A 20,383-nucleotide genomic window follows, 5' to 3' on the forward strand; every position below is an offset into this window, starting at 1 on the left:
CGCGAAACTACAATAGCGTTCGCATTATGCTGCGTCAAACGGCCGGATTGGGAAATCTATTCTGTACTTCCTCTAAATCCTTTAACACTTCCTCGTTCAGGTAAAGGGAGATGCTATGGATATTCACGGTGAGTTGCTCCAGATTCGTCGCACCGATAATGGTACTTGCGGTGAAGGCGCGATCGGTGACGAATGCCAGGGCCATCTGGCTCATGTTCAGGCCGTGTTTCTCGGCGATTGCCGCATAGGCTTGGGTCGCGGCCAGGGAATTCTCGCTATTGTAGCGGGTATAGTGGGTAAACTGGTTCAAGCGGCTCGAGGGGTCGGCCTCCCCGCGCAGGTACTTCCCCGACAGTCGCCCCATCGCCAACGGCGAATAGGGGAATCCGGCCACGTTCTCCCGCAAACAAACTTCCGCCAGGCCTACTTCGAAACCCCGCGCCAGGAGACTGTAGGGGTTCTGGATGCTGACCGGTCGGGGCAGGTCGTTGACCTCCGCCAGGTGCAGGGCCCGCATGAGCCCCCAGGCGGTTTCGTTGCTCATGCCCCATTCGCGGATCAGCCCTTCCCGTTGCAGGGCCTGTAGGTCCTGCATCACGGTCAGGAAGTTGTCCTCCCATCCATCAAGGGCGGAGACGCCGCGGGTGCCGAAAAAGTTGGCTTGCCGTTCCGGCCAGTGGAGCTGGTAGAGGTCGATGTAATCCGTCTGCAAACGTTCCAGGCTACGGTTAACGGCGGAGCGGAGCTGACCGCCGGCGTACCCCATGTCTGGCCGGATATGGTCGGCCATTCCGCCCGGGCCCGCGATCTTCGTCGCCAGGTAGAAATCCTGCCGCCGCTTGCGTGCGCGGTTCCAGGTACCGATGATGCGTTCGGTACTTCCCTGGGTTTCGGCCCGGGGTGGGATGGAGTACATTTCGGCCGTGTCGATGATATTGATCCCGCGTTCCAGCGCGAAATCCAATTGCCGGTGCCCCTCCTGTTCCGTATTCTGCTGCCCGAAAGTCATGGTGCCGAGCGCAATCTTGGACACCTGCCAGCCGGTGGTGCCGAAGGCATTGTAGCGCATCGTAGCGTTGAAATTCTTGATATCCATGTCGCTGTAACGTATTCGGCTTCCAAAGTTCGGTCCGGCGAGCGTAGCCCGGCCGATTAGCTGTCGCTTTCTCCGGTAAAGCTGTAGAGGTAGGGTGCTTTGTGGGCCTTTCCTTCCTGGAGTTTTTCGTGTCGGCGGAGGTGGCCGGAGGCGAGCATCTTGCGCTGGAAACTGGAACGGGGTAGGGGTTCTCCCAGGATTGCCTCGTAGACGAGCTGCAGTTCCTTCATCGTAAACCGGCCGGGTAGCAAGTTTTTACCCACCAGATTGGCTTCCAGGTTTTGCCGCAGGGTGGCCAGTGCCTGCTCCACCATCTTGGCGTGGTCGAACAGCAGCGGGGGTAGCCGATCGATATCGTACCATCCAATGGAATCGGAGAGGGCGTCGGGGCGCAGGTGAACGGAGCGGAAATCGATCAATGCATAGTACCCGATGGAAACGAAGCGGTCGAGCATCCAGCCGTAGTCGTCCACCGAATAGCCACTCCGCTCGATGATTTGCCGCATGGCCGCCGGGTCGTGGCGCTCCAGGCTCCCGAATGTTTGAAATTGGCGCAGGAAGATATCCTTTAGGCCGGTCCGCTCGTAAAGCCCGCGGCGTACCGCCCGGTCGAGGGGCTCGTCCACTCCAACGAAGCCGCCCGGCAGGGCAAACCAGTTGGTACGGTGGTACTCCATCACCAGGATCTTCAGCTTCAGGTCCGAATAGCCGAAAATGACCGAATCGTAAGCCAGGTGGGGCAGGAAAGCGGGAGGAGGGTCAAGGCGCATGCGGCCGTAAGATAGACAGGAGGAGGATGGGGGCGAATTCGCGAAAGATACGTATCATTGTCTCACGGTGAGACAATGACCGAATCCTTCGTTTCTACATCCCCTGCCATGAAATTCACTTACCTCCTTTTACTCCTCTCCCTGATGACACACGCATCGGTCACCGCCCAACACAACTACGGTATTCCGGTTCGGGCAACCACCGCGGCCGGTACGGTAGAGGGACTGTACGATACGCGCAACGGCGTGCAAACCTATTTGGGCATTCCCTTCGCCGCTCCCCCCGTCGGCGACCTGCGGTGGCGGGCACCCCGGCCGGTGGAAGCATGGGAAGGCGTTCGGGAGACCAAGGCTTTCGGGGCCCGTGCGGTGCAGCCTCCCGTCTTCGGGGATATGGACTTCCGTTCCTCCGGAATGAGCGAAGATTGCCTCTACCTCAATGTTTGGTCGCCCGCCGCGTCCGACACCGCCGCCTTACCGGTGATGGTATACTTTTACGGTGGCGGATTCGTAGCCGGCGATGGTAGCGAGCCCCGCTACGACGGCAGCAGCATGGCGGAGAAGGGTATCGTGGCCGTCACCGTCAATTACCGGCTGAACATCTTCGGCTTCCTGGCCCATCCGGAGCTCAGCGCCGAAGCGGACTACGGTGCCTCCGGCAACTACGGCCTCCTGGATCAGCAAGCCGCCCTGCAGTGGGTCCACGACAACATCGCGGCTTTCGGTGGCGATCCCGACCGCGTAACCATCGCCGGGGAATCGGCGGGCTCGGTATCGGTAAGCATTCAGATGGCCTCCCCCCTGTCGCGGAATCTTATCGCCGGGGCCATCGGGGAAAGCGGTGCCGGCATTCAGCCCACGCTGGCTCCCGTACCGCTCTCCGAGGCGGAACGAACCGGCCGGGAGTTTGCCGAAGCCGCAGGCTACACCAGCCTGGCCGAACTCCGTAAACTCAGCACCCTGGAAGTCTACCGGCTGTACACGGCATCCGGCCGCTTCGGTTTTCCGCTGGTTGTTGACGGCTACCTGCTGCCCGGCACTCTACCGGAAATTTTTGCCGCGGGGGAGCAAGCACAGGTCCCCTTACTACTGGGCTGGAACTCGGCCGAGATCCCCGGAATGGCCCTGATGCAGGGGCAAGCCTACTCCGAGGAAAATTATTCCGCGCGGGTCCGGGCCACCTATCCGGAGCGCCACGCGGAAGTGCTGAAGTTGTATCCCCACGGTTCGCCGGAGGAGATCGAGCAATCGGCCACCGACCTGGCGTCCGACCGCTTCATCGTCTACAGTACCTGGCGGTGGTTCGACCTACACCGGAAGAACAGCGACGCGGCGGTTTACCGCTATCTCTTCAGCCGGGTGCGTCCGCCCCTGGTCGACCAGAGCCGGATGAGCGCGCTGGCGGGCGGTACCGTCGAGCGGGACGAGAGCGCGCCGCCGCCGCCCCAACCCATTGGTGCCCCCCACGCCAGCGAGATCGAATACTGCCTGGGTAACCTCCCCCTCGTGGACGATTACGCCTGGACCGAAACCGACTACGAAGTATCCCGCGTCATGCAGGAATACTTTGCCAATTTCATCAAAACCGGTGATCCAAATGCGGCTGCATTGCCCGATTGGCCGGCTGCGGCGGCAGACGAGCAATCTCCCCCCGTGATGGTTATTGACGCCGCAACGGAAATGAAAGCGGCGGAAAACGACGCCCGCTACCGATTCCTGCAACAGACTTACCCGGAGGGGTGATCCCCGTGCCTGGCTTACCTTAACTCAATGTTCGATCATGCAAAAGCTCTATGTTCTCCTTATTTTCCTGCTTATGGCGGTAGGTACCCACGCACAGGTGCAGACCGGGCGGGACGTCGCCGTGACGGACACCAAGTCCGGCAAGGTGCGCGGCTTCATCCGCGACGGCATCTACACCTATAAGGGCATTCCCTACGGTCGGGCCGCCCGCTTCGAGACCGCCACGCCCCCCGAGCCCTGGCAGGAAACGCGGAGCTCCATGGCCTGGGGGCCGGTAGCTCCCCTGATGACGCCGACCACCACAGTGAACGATGAGAGCGAGTTCGTTTTCGACCACGATTGGGGCTACCCCAACGAAGACTGCCTGGTACTGAACGTCTGGACCCCCGCCATTGACGATGGCAAGAAGCGGCCCGTGATGGTCTGGTTACACGGCGGCGGCTTCACTGCCGGCTCCTCGCAAGAGTTACCTTCTTACCACGGAGAAAATCTGGCCAAGAACGGTGACGTGGTCGTAGTTTCCATTAATCACCGACTCAATATTCTCGGCTTCCTCGACCTGTCCGCTTACGGAGAGCAATACGCCACCTCCGCCAACAACAGCATGGTCGACGCCCGCCTGGCCCTCGAGTGGGTACGCGACAACATCGCCAACTTCGGTGGCGACCCCGACAACGTGCTGATTTTCGGTCAGTCCGGCGGGGGAGCCAAGGTCAATACGCTGATGGCCATGCCCTCCGCGCAAGGCTTATTTCACAAGGCCGTCAATCAGAGCGGCGCCTTCCGCGGCGGCTTCCTGACGCGGGAAACTACCCGGGCGCTCGGCGCGGAAACGGTCGCCCAGCTCGGCCTGGATGCGGGCAGCATCGACCGGATTCAGTCTGTGCCCTTCGATACGCTGGTGGCCGCCGGGCAGCGGGCCATTCAGGTCGTCTCGAAGCGCCTCGCGGATGGCGGCGAAACCGTTCCCGGCTTCGGACTGAGCTGGGGCCCCAGCGTAGACGGGGAAGTCCTTCCCTACCAGATGTACGCGCCGGAAGCCCTGGCGTTATCTAAAGACATTCCCCTGCTCATCGGTACGGTCAAGAACGAATTCATGCCATCGTTGCGCAGCCGGGAGATGTCCTACGCGGAAGAGGAGGCCGTACTGGAATACCTGGGCAACCAATACGGCGAAAACCTGGAGAACTACCTGGCCGCCGTTAAGGAGGCCTACCCCGACGATACCCGCCCCACCGATTTGATGGACGTCGACATGCTTTTCCGGCCCGGGGCGGTCCACCAGGCCAACCTCAAATCGGCCATTCCCGGCGGAGCACCCGTCTACATGTACCTCTTCACCTGGCAATCTCCGGTCATGGACGGCCGCTTCAAGGCCATGCACTGTATGGAGCTGCCCTTCGTCTTCGACAACATCGACCGCTGCGACCAGATGACCGGGGGTGGGGAGGAAGCTCACGCCCTGGCCGAAGACGTGAGCCAGGCCTGGATCAACTTCGCCCGCACCGGCGATCCGAATCATCCGGGTTTGCCGCAGTGGCCGAAGTACACCGAAGCGGAAGGCGCCAACATGATCCTGGACACGCAAAGTGAGGTCCGTAACCACCCGGATCAGGCGTTACTAGACTTCACGTCGCAGAACCAATAGCAGGGCGCCGGGGCGCAGGAATTCGCCTAACCTTAACACCGCGGATAAATGGTTTAACGTTGCCGTAAGGGGTGGAGGTGCTGACTGCGGCTATGTTTGGGCAAACCAATGCCCTATGCATAGCAAACCTCTACTCCTGATCGTACTCGCTTTTCTTTTCTCCTCCTGCCTGCCGGTCTACCTGGCACGAAACTATCGGCCGGCCCGGGAAATGAACCTGCTCGACATACCACGGGGTGGGACGGTACGCGCCGTCCACGGTGACCCGGGCAATCCGGTACAACTGTTCGTAGAGCGGGCCCTGGCCGATGCGGGGTTCACCGTGTATTCCAACGGTTTGGTCAGCGCGAGCGTGCCGGTAGCGTCGCTGCGTTACGAAACGGGTGACACCACCGTTTTTCGCACCGAACGGGGCACTGTCTATCAGCGCCTGTACGAAGATCCGGACGTACAGTACCTGCTCAAGTACAGTTATTCCGGTGAAGGGGCGTCCCTTTACTCCTTTTCCGCATCACTAGTGTACGCCGACAACGGGGAATTGATCGGAAGCTATTCCGACACTTACGCCATGGCCCGGGGTGCAGACCGGGTCATGGAGGATTTCACGGAAAGCCTGATTCGATCCCAAGCTGAATAGCCACCACCTGGCCGGTACGATCTCCGCAACGGGTACCTTATTGCTCGACTGGAACCTTCTCGGCGGGCTGTAAATGGCCGCTTAACACCCTGACGGATTTAAGGGACGCGGTAGATAGCAGCGCTATTTACCGCGTCCCGTTTCCAAGCAGGTCGCCATTTGATCCAACGACCGGAGCGGAAAACCCAAACAGGCGCTTACTTCGATTCCTCGCGGGTAGAGAAGCGGTAAACCGTTTCGGAAGAGTAGGTATCGCCCGGCTCGAGGGTAGTGGAGGGGAATTCCGGCTGATTGGGGGAATCGGGGAAGTGCTGGGTCTCCAGGCAGAGGCCGGTCCGCAGTTCATAGTTGATACCATCCTTACCGGTCAGGGAGCCGTCGAGGAAGTTACCGGAGTAAAACTGGAGGCCGGGCTCGGTGGTGAGTACTTCCATCACCCGTCCGGAAGAAGGATCGTAAAGCGTGGCGACCGAAGCGAGACCGCCACCGCCGCTGTTCAGTACCCAGTTGTGGTCGTAGCCCTGTCCGAAGCCCAATTGCTCGTTGTCGGCCTCGATGCGCTCGCCGATCGGGGTGGGCTCCCGGAAGTCGAAGGGGGTGCCTTCCACCGCGCGCAGTTCGCCGGTGGGAATCAGGGTGTTATTGACGGGCGTAAAGGCGTCGGCGTCGATCGTGAGAACGTGGTCCAGGATAGAGCCTTCGCCGCTGAGGTTGAAGTAGCTGTGGTTGGTCAGGTTGACGGGGGTAGCCTGGTCGGAGGTGGCCGTGTATTCGATCCGCAGTTCGTTATCGTCGGTGAGGGTGTAGCGGACGGTTACGTCCAGGTTGCCGGGGAAGCCTTCCTCGCCGTCGGGGCTGGTTCGCTGCAATTCTACGCCGTTGCCATCTTCGGTGGGGGTGGCGTTCCAGATCTTGGTGTGGAAGCCTCCGGGACCTCCGTGTAGGGTGTTGGGACCGTCGTTGGCGGGGAGCTCGTAGGATTCCCCTTCCAGTTGGAAGGTAGCGTTGGCGATGCGGTTGCCGAAGCGGCCGATGAGGGCGCCGAAGTAGGGGTCCTCACCGAGGTAGCCTTCCAGTGTCGGGAAGCCGAGCGCTACGTCAGCGATATTTCCCTCCCGGTCGGGCACGCGGATGCTCGTGACGATGCCCCCGTAATTGGTGATGTCGACCTCCATGCCGGTCGCATTGGTGAGTGTGAACAGCCTGGCTTCTCCCTCGGGGGCGGTGCCGAAGGTGGTGACGGTTACGGAATCCTGTGCGGCGGCTGCTTCGGTAGCAGCGGCCGGTTCCGTATTCGTATCGCCCCCACAGGCGTACGTCAGGCAGAGAAAAAGATAGAGGGGAAGAAATTTTCGCATGTCTTGGATTGATTGCTCCTGCGCTCCGGCGCAAAAAAGAAGCGGTGAGGGAGGATTATAGTCGGAATCAGCCGCTAAAGTAAACGTAGGCGATCAGAATGAGTACCACGACCACGCCCGACCAGATCACGTCTCCCTTCGAATAGCTGGCTTTCGTCTCCGCACGGTCGGCGTCCGACAGCGTGCCATAAGTGAGTCCGGCGATCTTTTCGTAAGCCGGGGCGGGGGTGGCGTAACTGACGCCCACCATCACGGCGGCACAAACGAGGAAGATCAGCAAACTGTAGTACTGGAAGAAGATGTTGTTGACGAACCAGAAGAAGGAGCCTTCCGTGTAGGCGAAGTTTTCGCCCAGGGCAACGGGGGTGTCGATGGCCAGGCGAAACAAGCCCATGGCAAAGCCGACCCCCAGGGCCCAAAGGCACCCCTGCGCATTGAGCCGTTTGTTGAACACCCCGAAGAAGAAGACCACGAATATAGGGGGCGCCAGGTAGCCCTGCACGCTCTGCAGGTAATCGTAAAGTCCGCGGCTGCCCTGGATAACCGGGATCCACGCCAGGCCGATCACCACCATGGCGGCCGTAGCGAAGCGGCCGATGCGAACGAGGCTGGCTTCACTGGCGTTGGGCCGGAACTTCGAGTAGAAGTCCATGGTGAACAGGGTAGAGGAGGCATTAAACACGCCGGCCAGGGAGCTCATCAGCGCGGCCAGTAGTCCGGCCACCACGATGCCGCGCATACCCACCGGCAAGACGGTGGCCACCAGCAGCGGAAAGGCCTGCTGGGCGTTTTCCGTCACCAGCTCGCCGTTGCTATCGAGCAGGGCGTCGCTGATGACTTGCATCTTCCCACTGCTGGCGAGGGCGAAGGAAATCATGCCGGGAATGATGAAGATGAAGACCGGTAGCAGTTTGAGGAGGGAGGCGGCGATGGTACCGCGACGCGCCTCGGTGAGGCTTTCCGCCCCGAGGGTACGCTGCACGATGTACTGATCGGTACACCAGTACCACAAGCCGATAATGGGGGCGCAAAATAGCATCCCCAGCCAGGGGTAGTTACTGTTGAAGTACCAGGCCATCCGGGTTTCGGAAATGACCGGCTCCCAGGTGCTTTCTATTCCTTCCGGCACCATCGGCTTCCAGAGGTTGAACATCTCGGTACCCGCGATGCGCCGGAGTTCGCCCCAGCCCCCCAGGGCGTCGAGGCCGTAGTAGGTCACCAGGACGGAGCCGAGGATCAGGATCACCGTCTGAATGGATTCCGTATAGGCTACGGCCTTCAACCCACCCAGAATGGTGTAGACTCCGGTGAGGATGATCACCAGGATCGAGCCGATCCAGAAGCTGTCGAGCCCCATAAAGGAGATTTCGGGCATGAGGACGCCGAAGACGATGCCCCCCGCGAAGATGCCCACCGCGACCTTGGTAAGTACGTAAGCCACCAGACTGATCAGCGACAGCACCACCCGGGCGGCGGGGGAGAAGCGCCGTTCCAGGAACTCCGGCATGGTGAAGACCTTCGACCGCATGTAGAAAGGCGCCAGCACCCACCCCAGCACTAGGAGGCACCAGGCGTGTAACTCGTAATGGGCCATGGCGACCCCGTCCGTGGCTCCGGAACCGGCCAGCCCCACCAGGTGCTCCGAGCCGATATTGGAAGCGAAGATCGAGGCGCCGACCACGAACCAACCGAGGTTCCTGCCCGCGAGAAAGTAGTCGTCGGAGGTGTCGGACTTCTGGCTGATGACCCACCAGGCGATGCCCAGAATCAGGGTGAAATACGCGACGATGATGATCCAGTCGATGGTAGCGAGTACGGTCAAGGCCTAGCAATTTGGGTGGAGGAAGGATTCGACCAGCAAGCAGGGCGCTTCCGAATAGCGCGCCCACCGGCACTGTCGCCGGAACCGGAGGCCCCCGTCGGCCGGTAGGATGGTATGCGGAATCGGGAATGCTGCATGATCGGTAAGGGCCGGCGACCGAAGGAGCCGGTGCGCGGTGATTACAAAGATATACTAAAGTGTCTCTTTGACAATTGTAAATATTTTTTGTGTTTCCGTGTGCGTGGCCGTTGCATCGCGCCGGCTCAATTGAGGCGATCTTTCAGGCCGGCCGGGTCGATAACGTCGGGCGAAACGTTGCGCTGCAGATATTCGCTGGGCGGATAACCGTACGCTTTCCTGAATACGCGGCTGAAGTATTTCGGATCGGAAAAGCCGCACTGATAGGCGATCTCGGCGATCGTCATCCGCTCGGCAGCCAGCAAGTGGCGGGCCTTTTCCAACTTAAAAAAGTTGACGAAGTCGGTGACGGAACGGTCAGTCAGCGATTTGATCTTTTTATAGAGCAGACTTCGGCTGATAAACAGCGCTTCGGCCAGGTGCTGTTGGTTGAAGTCCGGGCGCGCGTAATTTTCTTCCAGCACATCGTAGACGGCCTGCAGGAACCGTTGGTCGACCGGGTTGGGCGTCGCGGTTTGCGGTGGGGGAGTGGCCTGTTTGCCAAATAGCTTGCGCAGCCGCCGGCGCGTACGGATGAGGTTGTCGATACGTGCCGTGAGAATCTTTAGGTTGAAGGGCTTCGCCACGTAGTCGTCGGCGCCGGTTTCCAATCCCTCTACGAAGTTCTCGACCATGGCTTTGGCCGTGAGCAGGATTACGGGGATGTGGCTGGTCGTAATGTCGGTCTTAAGGTGGCGACAGAGCTCGATACCGTCCATGCGCGGCATCATGATATCGCTGATGATGAGATCCGGTGCCTCCGCTTCGGCTAGCTCTCGCCCCCGTACGCCGTCTTCGGCAACGACGATCCGGTATTTCTTTCCGAGCCGCTGGGTGAGCAGAAAACGGAGGTCGGCGTTATCTTCCACGACCAGCACCAGTGGGGCGTCTTTCCGTTTCGGCGGGGCGGGCGTCGGTTCGGGCGTCCCGGGCGGCGGGAGCGGCCGGTTCGGCAGCACGCTTCTGGAAGGTGCTCCCGGGCTGGTATCGGCAATTTCCGCCGACAAAAAGGAACGTCGTAGGTAGGGTAGGCGAACGGTGAAGGTAGCGCCCTTGCCGACTTCGCTTTCCAACTGTATGCTGCCGTGCATGAGTTGCACCAGTTCCCGGACCAGCGCCAGCCCGATGCCCGAACCGACCATGGAATGCTGACCCGTACCCGAAACCTGGTAAAAGTGATCGAATACCAGCGGCTGATCCGATTTAGCGATGCCGATCCCGGTGTCGCGGACGGCGATTTCGAGGTGGGGGTCCGTCTCTCCCGTCCCGGGAGAATCCAGAAAGCGCAGCTCCAGGGATACCTGGCCGCCTTTGGGCGTGAATTTGAGGGCGTTGGAGAGCAGGTTGTACAGAATATGCTCCAGTTTTTCCGCGTCAAACCAAGTTTGTTGGCGGGGATTCGTCAGGGCAAACCGGTAGTCGATCTGCTGGTGGTGGGCCAGATCCTGAAAGGACAGGAATATTTCCTTGACGAAGTGGACGACGTCGCCCCGGGTGATGCGGGCTACCTGTTGCCCTTCCTCGATCCGCCGGAAGCTCATCAATTGATTGATGAGGTGCAGTAAACGCTGAGCGTTGCGGTTCACGATCCGGATCCGGTGCTTTACCTCTTCATTGTGGTCGAACCGTTCCAGCAGGCCTTCCAGCGGGTCGAGGATGAGGGTCAAAGGGGTGCGGAATTCGTGGGAAATATTGGTGAAGAAGCGCAGGCGGGTCTGGTTGACCTCCCGGACTTGCTTATTGAGTTCGATCAGGCGGTCGCGCTGCTGGCTGATCTCCCGGTTTTTGAATTCCAGTTCGTCCTTCTGTTCGGCGATCTCCTTTTGCCGGTGCGCCAGCGTAGTGTTGGTAGCGTGCAGGTGGGCTTTCTGGCGCTCGATCTCGGCGGTCCGCACGCTGACCAGCCCTTCCAGTTTTTTCGTTTGTTTCCGCAAGAAATTGAAGCGCCACCGCATGTAACAGAACACCGCGCCGACGAGCAGCACGCCGATCAAGATGCGAAACCAGGCCGTCTGGTAAAATGGGGGAAGAATCACGAACCGCAGCCGGGTAGGTGCTGGTTGCCAGCTTCCGTGACCGTTAGAGGCTTTCACCTCGAAGGTGTATTCCCCGCCCCCGAGGTTGGTGTAGGTCGCGAAACGCCGGTCGGCACCTACGATAACCCAGTCTTTATCTACGCCGACCATCCGGTACGCGAAGCGCGTCTGCTCGGGTAAGAAATAATCCAGGGCCGAGAAAGTGAGGGAAAAAACGTTGTCGCGGTAGGACAGCCTCACCTCGTCGGCCCGGTTGATCACCGTAGGAAGCGGAACGGTACCGTGATAGGCTTGTCCGACACCTACCGGCTCATTAAGAATCTGCAGGGAAGTGAGTACCGCCGGCGCGGGATCGGGATAATCGCCGATCGCGCTGGGGCGGAAATAATTCAATCCCTCCACCGACCCGAAATACAAATAGCCGTCGCTGCCCCGGTGGGAGGCCGACCAGTAAAACTGATTGCTTAGGAGGCCGTCGGCGCGGTAGTAATTTTTGAACGTGATCGTTTCCGGATTGAGCGACGATAATCCATGGTCCGTCCCTAGCCAGAGGTATCCCCGATCGTCGATTTCAATGGTGTACACGACATTGTTTCCCAGGCCGTCCCCCTCGTCGTAAGCGGTGAAGGCCGGTTTGTTTCGGCCCGGCGGAGGCGTCACGGCGAGCCCCCTGCCGTAAGTACCCACCCAGATCCGGCCGCGGTGATCCTCCCGGAGACTCAGGATATAATCACCGGGTAGTCCCTCACCGGATGTACGGGTATATCGCTCGATATCGTCGGGTTTAATGGATTCTCCCCTCCGATCCAGGGCGCTGGCCGGGAAGCGGAACAGCGCCTTGCGTGTTCCGATCCAGTAGACGTTCTTAGCGTCTAGCAGAATGCAACCTACTTCGCGGATGGTAGCCAGGGGGTGGTCGCCCGTGAAGAGCAAGAGCTCGCCGGTCTCCGGATCCACGGTGGCCAGCCCCTCTTCGGATCCGATCAGCAAAAAGCCCCTGGGATCCGCGTGCAATGACGATATGAAGCGCACGCTATTGGTTGGGTGCTGCCCCTTGCCGACAAGAAATGGCTCGAAGCGACCATTGCGGGTATTCATGCGATTAACGCCGGCTCCCCAGGTGCCTAACCAAAGGTCGTCGCCCTGCCCCCGGAGGATAGCGGTTACAAAGTCGCTGCTGATGCCCGCGGTCGCTTTGGGGTCGTGGGTATAGTGGCGGACGGTGCCGCTCTTCCGGTCGATCCGGTTCAGTCCGCCCCCGGCGGTGCCCACCCAGAGCGTATTGCCCTCCTCCAGCACGGAATTGACGGTGGGATGGCTCAGGGTTCCGGCCTTGCCCGCCTGGTGGGTGAGCGCGCCGAAGCGGTGCTGGTGCAGGTTGTATTTATTCACCCCGCCTTTGTCCGTACCGATCCAGACGTTGCCGAGGGTATCGGTGAGCAAGGCGTTAACGAAGCGGTTGTTTAATTCCTGCGCGCCGGCGCCCCGCTGCGTAAGGGAGCGAAAATCGCCACGAAGGGGTTGAAAGTAACTGATGCCGCCTAAGGTTCCTACGAGCAAATTCCCCTCGACGTCACGGCAAATCGAGGTAACCGTGTTGTGGAGGAGCGTGGCTTCGTCTTGCGGATCGTGTACGAAAGCGGTAATGCGGCGGTCGGCCCACCCGTAGCGGATTAAGCCGGTGTGCGTGCCGATCCAAAGTTCCGCTCCGTCGTGGTAGAGCGTGGTGGCATTCAAGCTGCCCGCCGCTCCGGGCAGGCGGCTCAGTTCTTCCCCCTCGCTGGTAAACACCCCGGAGGTGGTCCCGATGATCACGGTGTTTTGGTTGCCGCCCGTCAGGGAAGTTATGCTCCCGGCCGGGGGGGGCATGCGGAATTTCGTAGCCACCCTTATGGTGGCCGGATCTTCCGGGTCGATTGTGAGGACGTAGAGGCCGTCGTACTTGGTGGCCACCCATACGCTCCCGGACGAATCCGTGTAGAGGGCGGATATGTCGGCGGTGCGCAGGATCGGATCGCCCGCCCCGAAACTGACGAATCGCGCCCGTTCCATATCGTAAACCGCCAGGCCCTTAGCGGTACCGATCCAGATCTTCCGGTCGTGGTCTTCCGCTAGCGCGTGGATGCCATTGTCGGGCAGGCCCGCCGCTTCCTCCGGCTGGGATCGATAGTTTTCGAAACCGTAGCCGTCGTAGCGGGACAATCCGTTCCAGGTCGCGAACCACATGAATCCATCACTATCCCTGAGGAGGGCGTCCACGGTATTCTGGGCCAGGCCGTCGTCCGTGGTGAGGTACTGCAGCTGAAAAGGAAAGGGCTGCTGGGCCGAAAGCGCGTCGTACGGTGGCCACCACAGCAGTAGGGCGAGGAGCGCCCGGGGGCCAAGGAGCTTAGCTACGTAGTAGTGCATGATGGGGTCGACTTCCGTGCGGGAGGACTCGAATATCGGTAATATTAAATAGTCCACCGTGGAAGGGGAACACGATCCGGCAGGAATACGGTATTGTCCACTATTCGTACGGATTCGTCCACCCTTCGGAAGCCAGTACGCTTCTATCTTTGGAAGTATAATACTGCGATCCGGTCCGTCAATCAAATTTTATCGAACAGGAATCTTGTTTGGCCCAATATCCTTCTATATAGAGTAGTTGATGACGGTCCGCTGGTTGCTTTGTTTTTTCTTACTTAATCGACGAATCATGCAAACCTACCTTCATCCAGCGCGCGCCTTCGCGCCGTTTACCCACCGGTCAGCGGGACGGTGGACTCTCTGGTCCCTTCTCCTGTTCGTAGCCGGGGCATTGACCGGACAGGAGTCGACCGTTTCCGGCTACGTCACGTCGATGGACGACGAGCCACTGATCGGTGCTACCGTCTCGGTCAAAAACACCACCACGGGAACGGTAACCGACGTGGACGGCAGCTACCGCATCCGTGCCGTACCCGGAGATACCTTATTATATACCTACATCGGTTTCCTGAACGAGGAGCGGGTGGTGGGCCCCGGAGAGACGCGCATCAATGTGTTGTTGACGGGCGACATTGCCGAGCTGGATGAAATCGTCGTAGTCGGCTACGGTACCCAGCGCAAATCCGATCTGACCGGATCGGTTTCCGTCATCAGTACGGAGGATATTGAAAAGTATGCTACCAATGACGTCGCCCAGCTATTACAGGGCCGCGCGGCCGGAGTGAACGTGAACAGCGACGGGGAACCGGGATCGATCCCCCGGGTCCGGATCCGGGGTGTTGGGACCTTTGGAAACGCGGAACCCCTTTACGTTATTGACGGGGTGCCCATCGGTACGACGCCCCGGGACTTCAACCCCAACGATATTGCTTCCGTCCAGATCCTGAAAGATGCGTCCGCGGGCGCGATCTACGGTTCCCGGGCGGCGAACGGCGTCGTTATCATTACCACCAAAAAGGGTAGCCGCAACACGCCGTTACAGATTACCTATACCGCCTACTACGGCCTTGACCAAGTGTGGCAGGATATTCCGGTACTGGGGCGGGAGCAGTACCAGTTGCTGAACAACGAATCGCAGCTGAACGGCGGGGAAACCGTCGCCCCGGGCAACGACCCTAACGACCCGCTCTACATCGACAACATCGACACCGACTGGCAGGCCGAAGGCTTCAAGAACGGTAACCGGATGAACCATAACCTGCGCTTTGCCGGAGGGGGAGAGAACGTGACCTATAACCTGTCGCTGGACTATTTCGACAACGAAGGCACCCTGGTGGGCAACGGGCCGGACTACACCCGCTATTCAGTCCGTGCCAACACGGAGGCGGAGAAAGGCATCTTCAAGGTCGGCCAATCCCTTTATTACAGCCATTCCAACGAGAGCCCGCTGACCTACGAAGGCCTGCTGCTGGCCGGCGGGCGGCCGTCGTTGATCGGCGACCTGGTGGTGGCCGTGCCTACGATGCCGGTTTTGGATCCCAACCGGCGGGGCGGCTTCGGAGGCACTTCTTCCGCGGTGGAGCGAGCCATCAGTCTGAACGTCATCGGGCTAAACAGCCTGATCGACAACCGGGTGGAGGCCGACCGCATTTTCGCGGTTACCTACGGGGAACTTACCCTCCTGGAGCGGGCGGGCACCTCGCTGAAGTACAAGCTGAACCTAAGCTACGATCGGACCTTCACCCGTGACTTCAGCTTCCAGCCGGGCTTCGACCTGGGCTTTTTCTTCCAGAAGGACATTCCCGCCCTTACCGACGGGTCGCGCTCCTTTTCGACCGGATTGGTAGAGAATACGCTGAACTTCGAGAAGGATTTCGGCAACCAGCAGCTCAGCGTACTGGTGGGCCAAATGTACCAGCAGGGCAACTTCCTGTTCCGCAACGGCTACACCGAACAGCTTACCGAGCCCTACTTCCCGGTCCTCAACAACGGTACCAACCAGACGGCCAGCGGCTTCGAAACCCGCAACGTGCTGCTGTCCTATTTGGCGCGGGTGAACTACAGCTACGACGATCGGTACCTGATCACGGGTACCATCCGCCGGGACGGATCCTCGCGCTTCGCCCCCGAAAACCGCTACGGGAACTTCCCGTCCATTGCCGTTGGCTGGAAACTGCACAATGAGGACTTCCTGAACCTACCGGAGGCGATCGCCGAACTCAAGCTCCGCGGTAGCTACGGCAAGCTCGGCAACCAGGAGATCGGCGACTACCTTTACACCACCAGCATCAACTCCAACATCGTCTACAATTTCAACGGCGAGCGGGTAATCGGCGGATTGCAGACGCAAATCGTCTCGGAGGACATCAAGTGGGAAACCAAAACCACGACGAACGTCGGATTGGATCTAGCGCTCTTCGAAGGAAAAGTGACCTTTTCCGGAGAATACTACAGCAGTGAGACATCGGATATCCTGGTCGGGGTACCGATCGCCGAATCCAACGGTGCTACCAACACGCCGGTCGTCAACGCGGGAATCCTGCGGAACAACGGCTTGGACTTCAACCTCGGATACCGCGACTTTTCCGGGCCGTTCAATTTCGAGGTATCGGCCAATATGGCGACCCTCAACAACGAAGTTGTGGCCCTCGGTGGCAACAACGAGCCGATCTTCGGCATCGGATCGATCACCGAGGTAGGAAGCGAGATCGGGCAGCACTACGGCTGGGACGTCGTCGGCGTATTCCAGAGCCAGGAGGAAATCGACGAGCACGCTTTCCAGGACCCGGGAACCGCTCCCGGCGATCTCATCTTCCGCGACATCGGTGGGGTGGACGAAAATGGAGAGCGCACCAACATTCCCGACGGTATCATCGACGCCAACGACCGCACCTACCTGGGCAGCGCGATCCCCAGCCTATACTATGGCTTCAACTTCTACGCCACCTTCAAAAATTTCGATTTCACCACTTTCGCTTCCGGGGCGACCGGCTACCAGATCAACAGCCGCCTGTACCGCGACCTGCTCCATACGCAGGGCTACATCAACTACCACGAGGATGCCCTGAACCGGTGGACGCCGGACAACCCGAGCAATGTATACCCGCGCCTGGTAGCGGGCGATCCCAACCAGAATGCCCGGGATTCCAACCGGGAGGGCTGGCTGCAGGACGGTACCCACCTGCGCATCAATACCGTGAGCCTCGGCTATACCCTTCCGCAGGGCATCATCGAGCAACTGTCCAAGTTCCGGGTGTACGCGACCATCCAGAACCTGTACACCTTCCAATCTTACAAGGGATTCAACCCGGACTTCATCTCCCGCGACCTGGAAAACAACCCTAGCATTTTCGAGCCTGGTTTCGACTTCGGCTCCTTTCCGAAACCCCGGGTTTACCTGCTCGGACTTGAGGTCACCTTTTAATAGCAGCCGATCATGAAGAAACTACAATACGCCATCGTCGCCCTGTGCTTCTGCGCCTGTGCCGACGATCTAGACCAAACGAACCCGAACCAGCTCACCACCGCCAACTACTGGGAAACCCCGGAACAGGCGCTGGCCGGCGCAAACGCGATCTACAACAGCATGCTCGTGGACGGTGCCTATATGCGGATTTTCCCCAGCCTGAGCGACGGGCGGGGAGACGGCGTCAAGGCCGATTCGCCCTGGGCCGATCTGGTTCAGGTCAGCAACTTTACCATACCGACCACCTCCGCACCCGTTCAATGGGTCTGGCGGGACAGCTACCTGATGATCGGTCGCGCCAACCAGGTGCTGGCCAACGTGCCGGATATCGAGATGGACGCCGCGCTCAAGGATCGCATTCTCGGGCAGGCGCATTTTCTGCGGGGGCTGGCCTACTTCAACCTGGCGAATAACTTTAAAGTCGTCCCGCTCGTCACCACACCACCGGCCGGTACGGAAGATTACAATCCAGAAACCGCACCGGAAGACGCGCTGTGGGAGCTGATCCGGAATGACTTCCGGGCGGCGGCGGATATGTTGCCCGTCAACTACCGGGACGTCAGCGGACCGGATGCCGGTGACCTCGGCCGGGCAACGAAAGGGGCCGCTACGGGCTTCCTGGCAAAGGCTGAACTTTACCGGCAGAACTGGCAGGCCGCAGCGGACGGTTTCGCCCAGTTGGTCACCGGGCCGCTGGCGGTATACAGCCTGATGCCGGACTACCGGGACAACTTCCTACAGGTCAACGAAAACAATGCCGAATCCCTTTTCGAGGTCCAGTTTGCCTCCCCTTCCGAGGTGGGTGGTGCGGATATGAATTGGGCCGGAGAGCCGCTGGCAACCTGGAAGCAGGTTTCCGCCCAAGCGGTCACGTACGGCGCCGATGAATATGGATACTCCGACTTCCTGCCCACCCAGTGGCTGTACGACGCCTACAAATCGGAAAGGACCGTGGACGGTGGCGTAGATCCGCGGCTCCTGACCACCCTGGCGAGCTACGAGCCGGAGGCGAATTCGACCACGATTTACGGTAACGAATGGCCCTACGCGGAGGATAAAATCTATCCGAGGAAATATACCCGGGACGGTTTTCCCGGTATCGCTAACGAATTCGATTTTAATTCCGGCATCAATTACCGGCTGATGCGCTACGCCGACGTGCTCCTGATGTACGCCGAAGCATTGAACGAACTGGGGCGCACCGAAGAAGCGTATGGCTATATCCAGCAAGTGCGCGATCGGGCCAAACTGCCCGATCTGGCGGAGGTACATCCCAACATGACGCAGGGAGAAATGCGCGAGCGGATTGCCCACGAACGCGCCCTGGAGCTTGCCCTGGAAGGTACTCGCATCAACGACATCATCCGTTGGGGATGGCTTTACGACGGCGACAAGCTCGCCGAGTTGCAAGCCCACGACGCAGAGTTTACTTCCTGGTCACCGGGTAACGAATACCTGCCCGTTCCCCAGCGTGAGCTGGACGTGAATCCTAACCTCTCGCCGAATTCGGCCAACTAGCATTTTTTACCTAATTGACTTTATTCACAGGGTGGACGGCGACGGTTTATCTCCCGTGCCACCCTGCCTTTTTCGGTCGTGTAAGCCACCAGTGGAACTGACAACTATCTACCATGATTACATCTTTTCGACTTATCGTTGCATTGGCAGTTTTCCTTGCGCCGCTGCTGCTATCCGCTCAGACTGCCCGTCTTTCCATCTCCCTTCCGGATTCCTCCCACCGGATCAGCCGCCATATTTACGGCCACTTCGCGGAGCATCTCGGGCGCTGCATTTACGGTGGCTTTTACGTCGGCGAGGGCAACGATACCATTCCCAACACCGACGGCGTACGGAACGACATCATCGATGCCCTCCAGGAGTTACAAATCCCTAACCTACGCTGGCCCGGGGGCTGCTTTGCCGATACCTACCAGTGGAAAGACGGCATCGGCCCTAAGGACGAGCGGCCGGAGATAGTGAACCGTTGGTGGGGTGGGGTAACGGAAGACAACTCCTTCGGGACCCACGATTTTCTCAATCTGTGTGAGCGCTTGGGTGCCGAACCCTACCTGGCGGCTAACGTCGGCAGCGGTACGGTGGCCGACCTCACGGACTGGGTGCAATACGTCAACTACCAGGTGAAAAGCCCTATGTCGGATCTGCGGATCGAAAACGGCCGCGCCGAACCCTGGAACGTCAAATACTGGGGGGTAGGCAACGAGATGTGGGGCTGCGGGGGAAACATGATCCCGGAATACTACGCTAACCTGTACCGTCAGTACGCCACTTTCATGACCGACTGGACAAACAGCGACCGGCTGTACCGCATTGCCAGCGGGGCTAACGTAGCCGACTACCACTGGACGGAAGTAATGATGCGGGATATCCCCCACAACTTGCTCGAAGGGGTGGCCCTGCATTCCTACTCCTTCGTGGAGTGGAACGATAAGGGGTCGGCCTCCGACTTCGACGAAGCCCAGTATTTCTCCACCATGCAGACCGCTCTGCGCATGGAGGAACTGGTGGAGAAGCACAGCGCCATTATGGACAAATACGACCCGGCCAGGCGGGTGGGACTGATCGTGGACGAGTGGGGAGGCTGGTACCAGGTAGAGCCCGGTACCAACCCCGGCTTTCTCTACCAGCAGAACACGATGCGGGACGCCATGATCGCAGCTACCACCCTGAACATCTTCAACAACCATTCCGAGCGGGTACGAATGGCCAACCTGGCCCAGACCGTGAACGTACTGCAGGCCGTCATTTTGACGAACGGGAAGGACATGATCCTCACCCCGACGTACTGGATCATGCACTTGTACAAGGCCCACCAGGACGCGGACTACCTGCCGATCGAACTGGATAACCTGACTTACGGGTTCGCGGACGAGGAACTGCCCGCCATCAGCGCATCCGCTTCGCGGGACTCCACGGGGACCGTGCATGTCACCCTGGCCAACATCGCGCTGTCGGAAACCCATACCGTTTCGCTGGCCATCGACGGGGTCGACCTATCCCGCGCTACCGGTACCATCCTCACCTCGGACCGCGTACAGGACCATAACACCTTTGATCATCCCGAGCGGATCGTACCCGCCGCCTTCACCGGTATGGAAGATGGGGACGGTGGCCTTCAACTAACCATCCCCCCCTTCTCGGCCGTGGTCATCGAAATACCCGGATCGTAGTACCGCTTTCCTCCTACAGACACCTTCTAAACC

At 59.7% G+C, this 20,383-nt stretch carries 11 protein-coding genes; 6 read left to right on the forward strand and 5 right to left on the reverse strand.

Annotated features, from left to right (window positions below):
• Window positions 1–34: 34 nt before the first annotated feature.
• Together CLV84_RS15075 and CLV84_RS15080 are read right to left on the reverse strand one after the other, a co-directional pair.
• Window positions 35–1,096 (reverse strand): aldo/keto reductase, encoded by a 1,062-nt coding sequence (locus CLV84_RS15075; protein WP_245911523.1) that lies wholly within the window; start codon window positions 1,094–1,096, stop codon window positions 35–37.
• A gap of 56 nt (window positions 1,097–1,152) precedes the next feature.
• A complete protein-coding gene (locus CLV84_RS15080) occupies window positions 1,153–1,866 on the reverse strand; it encodes an NUDIX hydrolase (protein ID WP_104420604.1) in 714 nt (237 codons plus the stop codon).
• A gap of 108 nt (window positions 1,867–1,974) precedes the next feature.
• Between CLV84_RS15080 and CLV84_RS15085 the strand changes: the two genes are divergently transcribed.
• The 3 genes from CLV84_RS15085 to CLV84_RS15095 all read left to right on the forward strand — a co-directional run bounded on the left by CLV84_RS15085 (window position 1,975) and on the right by CLV84_RS15095 (window position 5,894).
• On the forward strand, window positions 1,975–3,609 hold the full coding sequence (locus tag CLV84_RS15085) for a carboxylesterase/lipase family protein (protein ID WP_104420605.1): 1,635 nt from the start codon (window positions 1,975–1,977) through the stop codon (window positions 3,607–3,609).
• A 37-nt stretch (window positions 3,610–3,646) separates the two neighbouring features.
• On the forward strand, window positions 3,647–5,257 hold the full coding sequence (locus CLV84_RS15090) for a carboxylesterase/lipase family protein (protein WP_104420606.1): 1,611 nt from the start codon (window positions 3,647–3,649) through the stop codon (window positions 5,255–5,257).
• A gap of 115 nt (window positions 5,258–5,372) precedes the next feature.
• Window positions 5,373–5,894, forward strand: coding sequence for a hypothetical protein (locus CLV84_RS15095; protein ID WP_104420607.1), 522 nt, complete (start codon window positions 5,373–5,375; stop codon window positions 5,892–5,894).
• 197 nt (window positions 5,895–6,091) lie between these two features.
• On the opposite strand, the gene CLV84_RS15100 is transcribed toward CLV84_RS15095, so the two are convergent.
• The 3 genes from CLV84_RS15100 to CLV84_RS15110 all read right to left on the reverse strand — a co-directional run bounded on the left by CLV84_RS15100 (window position 6,092) and on the right by CLV84_RS15110 (window position 13,696).
• On the reverse strand, window positions 6,092–7,252 hold the full coding sequence (locus tag CLV84_RS15100; RefSeq protein ID WP_104420608.1) for an aldose epimerase family protein: 1,161 nt from the start codon (window positions 7,250–7,252) through the stop codon (window positions 6,092–6,094).
• Window positions 7,253–7,319: 67 nt separating this feature from the next.
• On the reverse strand, window positions 7,320–9,074 hold the full coding sequence (locus tag CLV84_RS15105) for a sodium:solute symporter (protein WP_104420609.1): 1,755 nt from the start codon (window positions 9,072–9,074) through the stop codon (window positions 7,320–7,322).
• 263 nt (window positions 9,075–9,337) lie between these two features.
• Entirely contained in the window at window positions 9,338–13,696 is a 4,359-nt protein-coding gene (locus CLV84_RS15110; RefSeq protein ID WP_146088825.1) for a hybrid sensor histidine kinase/response regulator transcription factor, read from the reverse strand.
• Between the two features lie 289 nt (window positions 13,697–13,985).
• Here CLV84_RS15110 and CLV84_RS15115 point away from each other — a divergent pair, with 289 nt between their 5' ends.
• From CLV84_RS15115 to CLV84_RS15125, 3 genes are all read left to right on the forward strand, one after another.
• Window positions 13,986–17,120, forward strand: coding sequence for a SusC/RagA family TonB-linked outer membrane protein (locus CLV84_RS15115; protein ID WP_170067722.1), 3,135 nt, complete (start codon window positions 13,986–13,988; stop codon window positions 17,118–17,120).
• 12 nt (window positions 17,121–17,132) lie between these two features.
• Window positions 17,133–18,680 (forward strand): RagB/SusD family nutrient uptake outer membrane protein, encoded by a 1,548-nt coding sequence (locus CLV84_RS15120; RefSeq protein WP_104420612.1) that lies wholly within the window; start codon window positions 17,133–17,135, stop codon window positions 18,678–18,680.
• Window positions 18,681–18,793: 113 nt separating this feature from the next.
• Complete coding sequence (locus CLV84_RS15125; protein ID WP_104420613.1) at window positions 18,794–20,350, forward strand: alpha-N-arabinofuranosidase; 1,557 nt, start codon at window positions 18,794–18,796, stop codon at window positions 20,348–20,350.
• The last annotated feature ends 33 nt before the right edge of the window (window positions 20,351–20,383 follow it).

This window comes from Neolewinella xylanilytica (genome assembly GCF_002934605.1).
Taxonomy (GTDB): domain Bacteria; phylum Bacteroidota; class Bacteroidia; order Chitinophagales; family Saprospiraceae; genus Neolewinella; species Neolewinella xylanilytica.

Excerpts from the sequence above, each read along its gene's own strand:
- CLV84_RS15075 (WP_245911523.1), bottom strand. The coding sequence starts at position 1,096 with ATGGATATCAAGAATTTCAACGCTACGATGCGCTACAATGCCTTCGGC.
- CLV84_RS15080 (WP_104420604.1), bottom strand. The coding sequence starts at position 1,866 with ATGCGCCTTGACCCTCCTCCCGCTTTCCTGCCCCACCTGGCTTACGAT.
- CLV84_RS15085 (WP_104420605.1), top strand. The coding sequence starts at position 1,975 with ATGAAATTCACTTACCTCCTTTTACTCCTCTCCCTGATGACACACGCA.
- CLV84_RS15090 (WP_104420606.1), top strand. The coding sequence starts at position 3,647 with ATGCAAAAGCTCTATGTTCTCCTTATTTTCCTGCTTATGGCGGTAGGT.
- CLV84_RS15095 (WP_104420607.1), top strand. The coding sequence starts at position 5,373 with ATGCATAGCAAACCTCTACTCCTGATCGTACTCGCTTTTCTTTTCTCC.
- CLV84_RS15100 (WP_104420608.1), bottom strand. The coding sequence starts at position 7,252 with ATGCGAAAATTTCTTCCCCTCTATCTTTTTCTCTGCCTGACGTACGCC.
- CLV84_RS15110 (WP_146088825.1), bottom strand. The coding sequence starts at position 13,696 with ATGCACTACTACGTAGCTAAGCTCCTTGGCCCCCGGGCGCTCCTCGCC.
- CLV84_RS15115 (WP_170067722.1), top strand. The coding sequence starts at position 13,986 with ATGCAAACCTACCTTCATCCAGCGCGCGCCTTCGCGCCGTTTACCCAC.
- CLV84_RS15120 (WP_104420612.1), top strand. The coding sequence starts at position 17,133 with ATGAAGAAACTACAATACGCCATCGTCGCCCTGTGCTTCTGCGCCTGT.
- CLV84_RS15125 (WP_104420613.1), top strand. The coding sequence starts at position 18,794 with ATGATTACATCTTTTCGACTTATCGTTGCATTGGCAGTTTTCCTTGCG.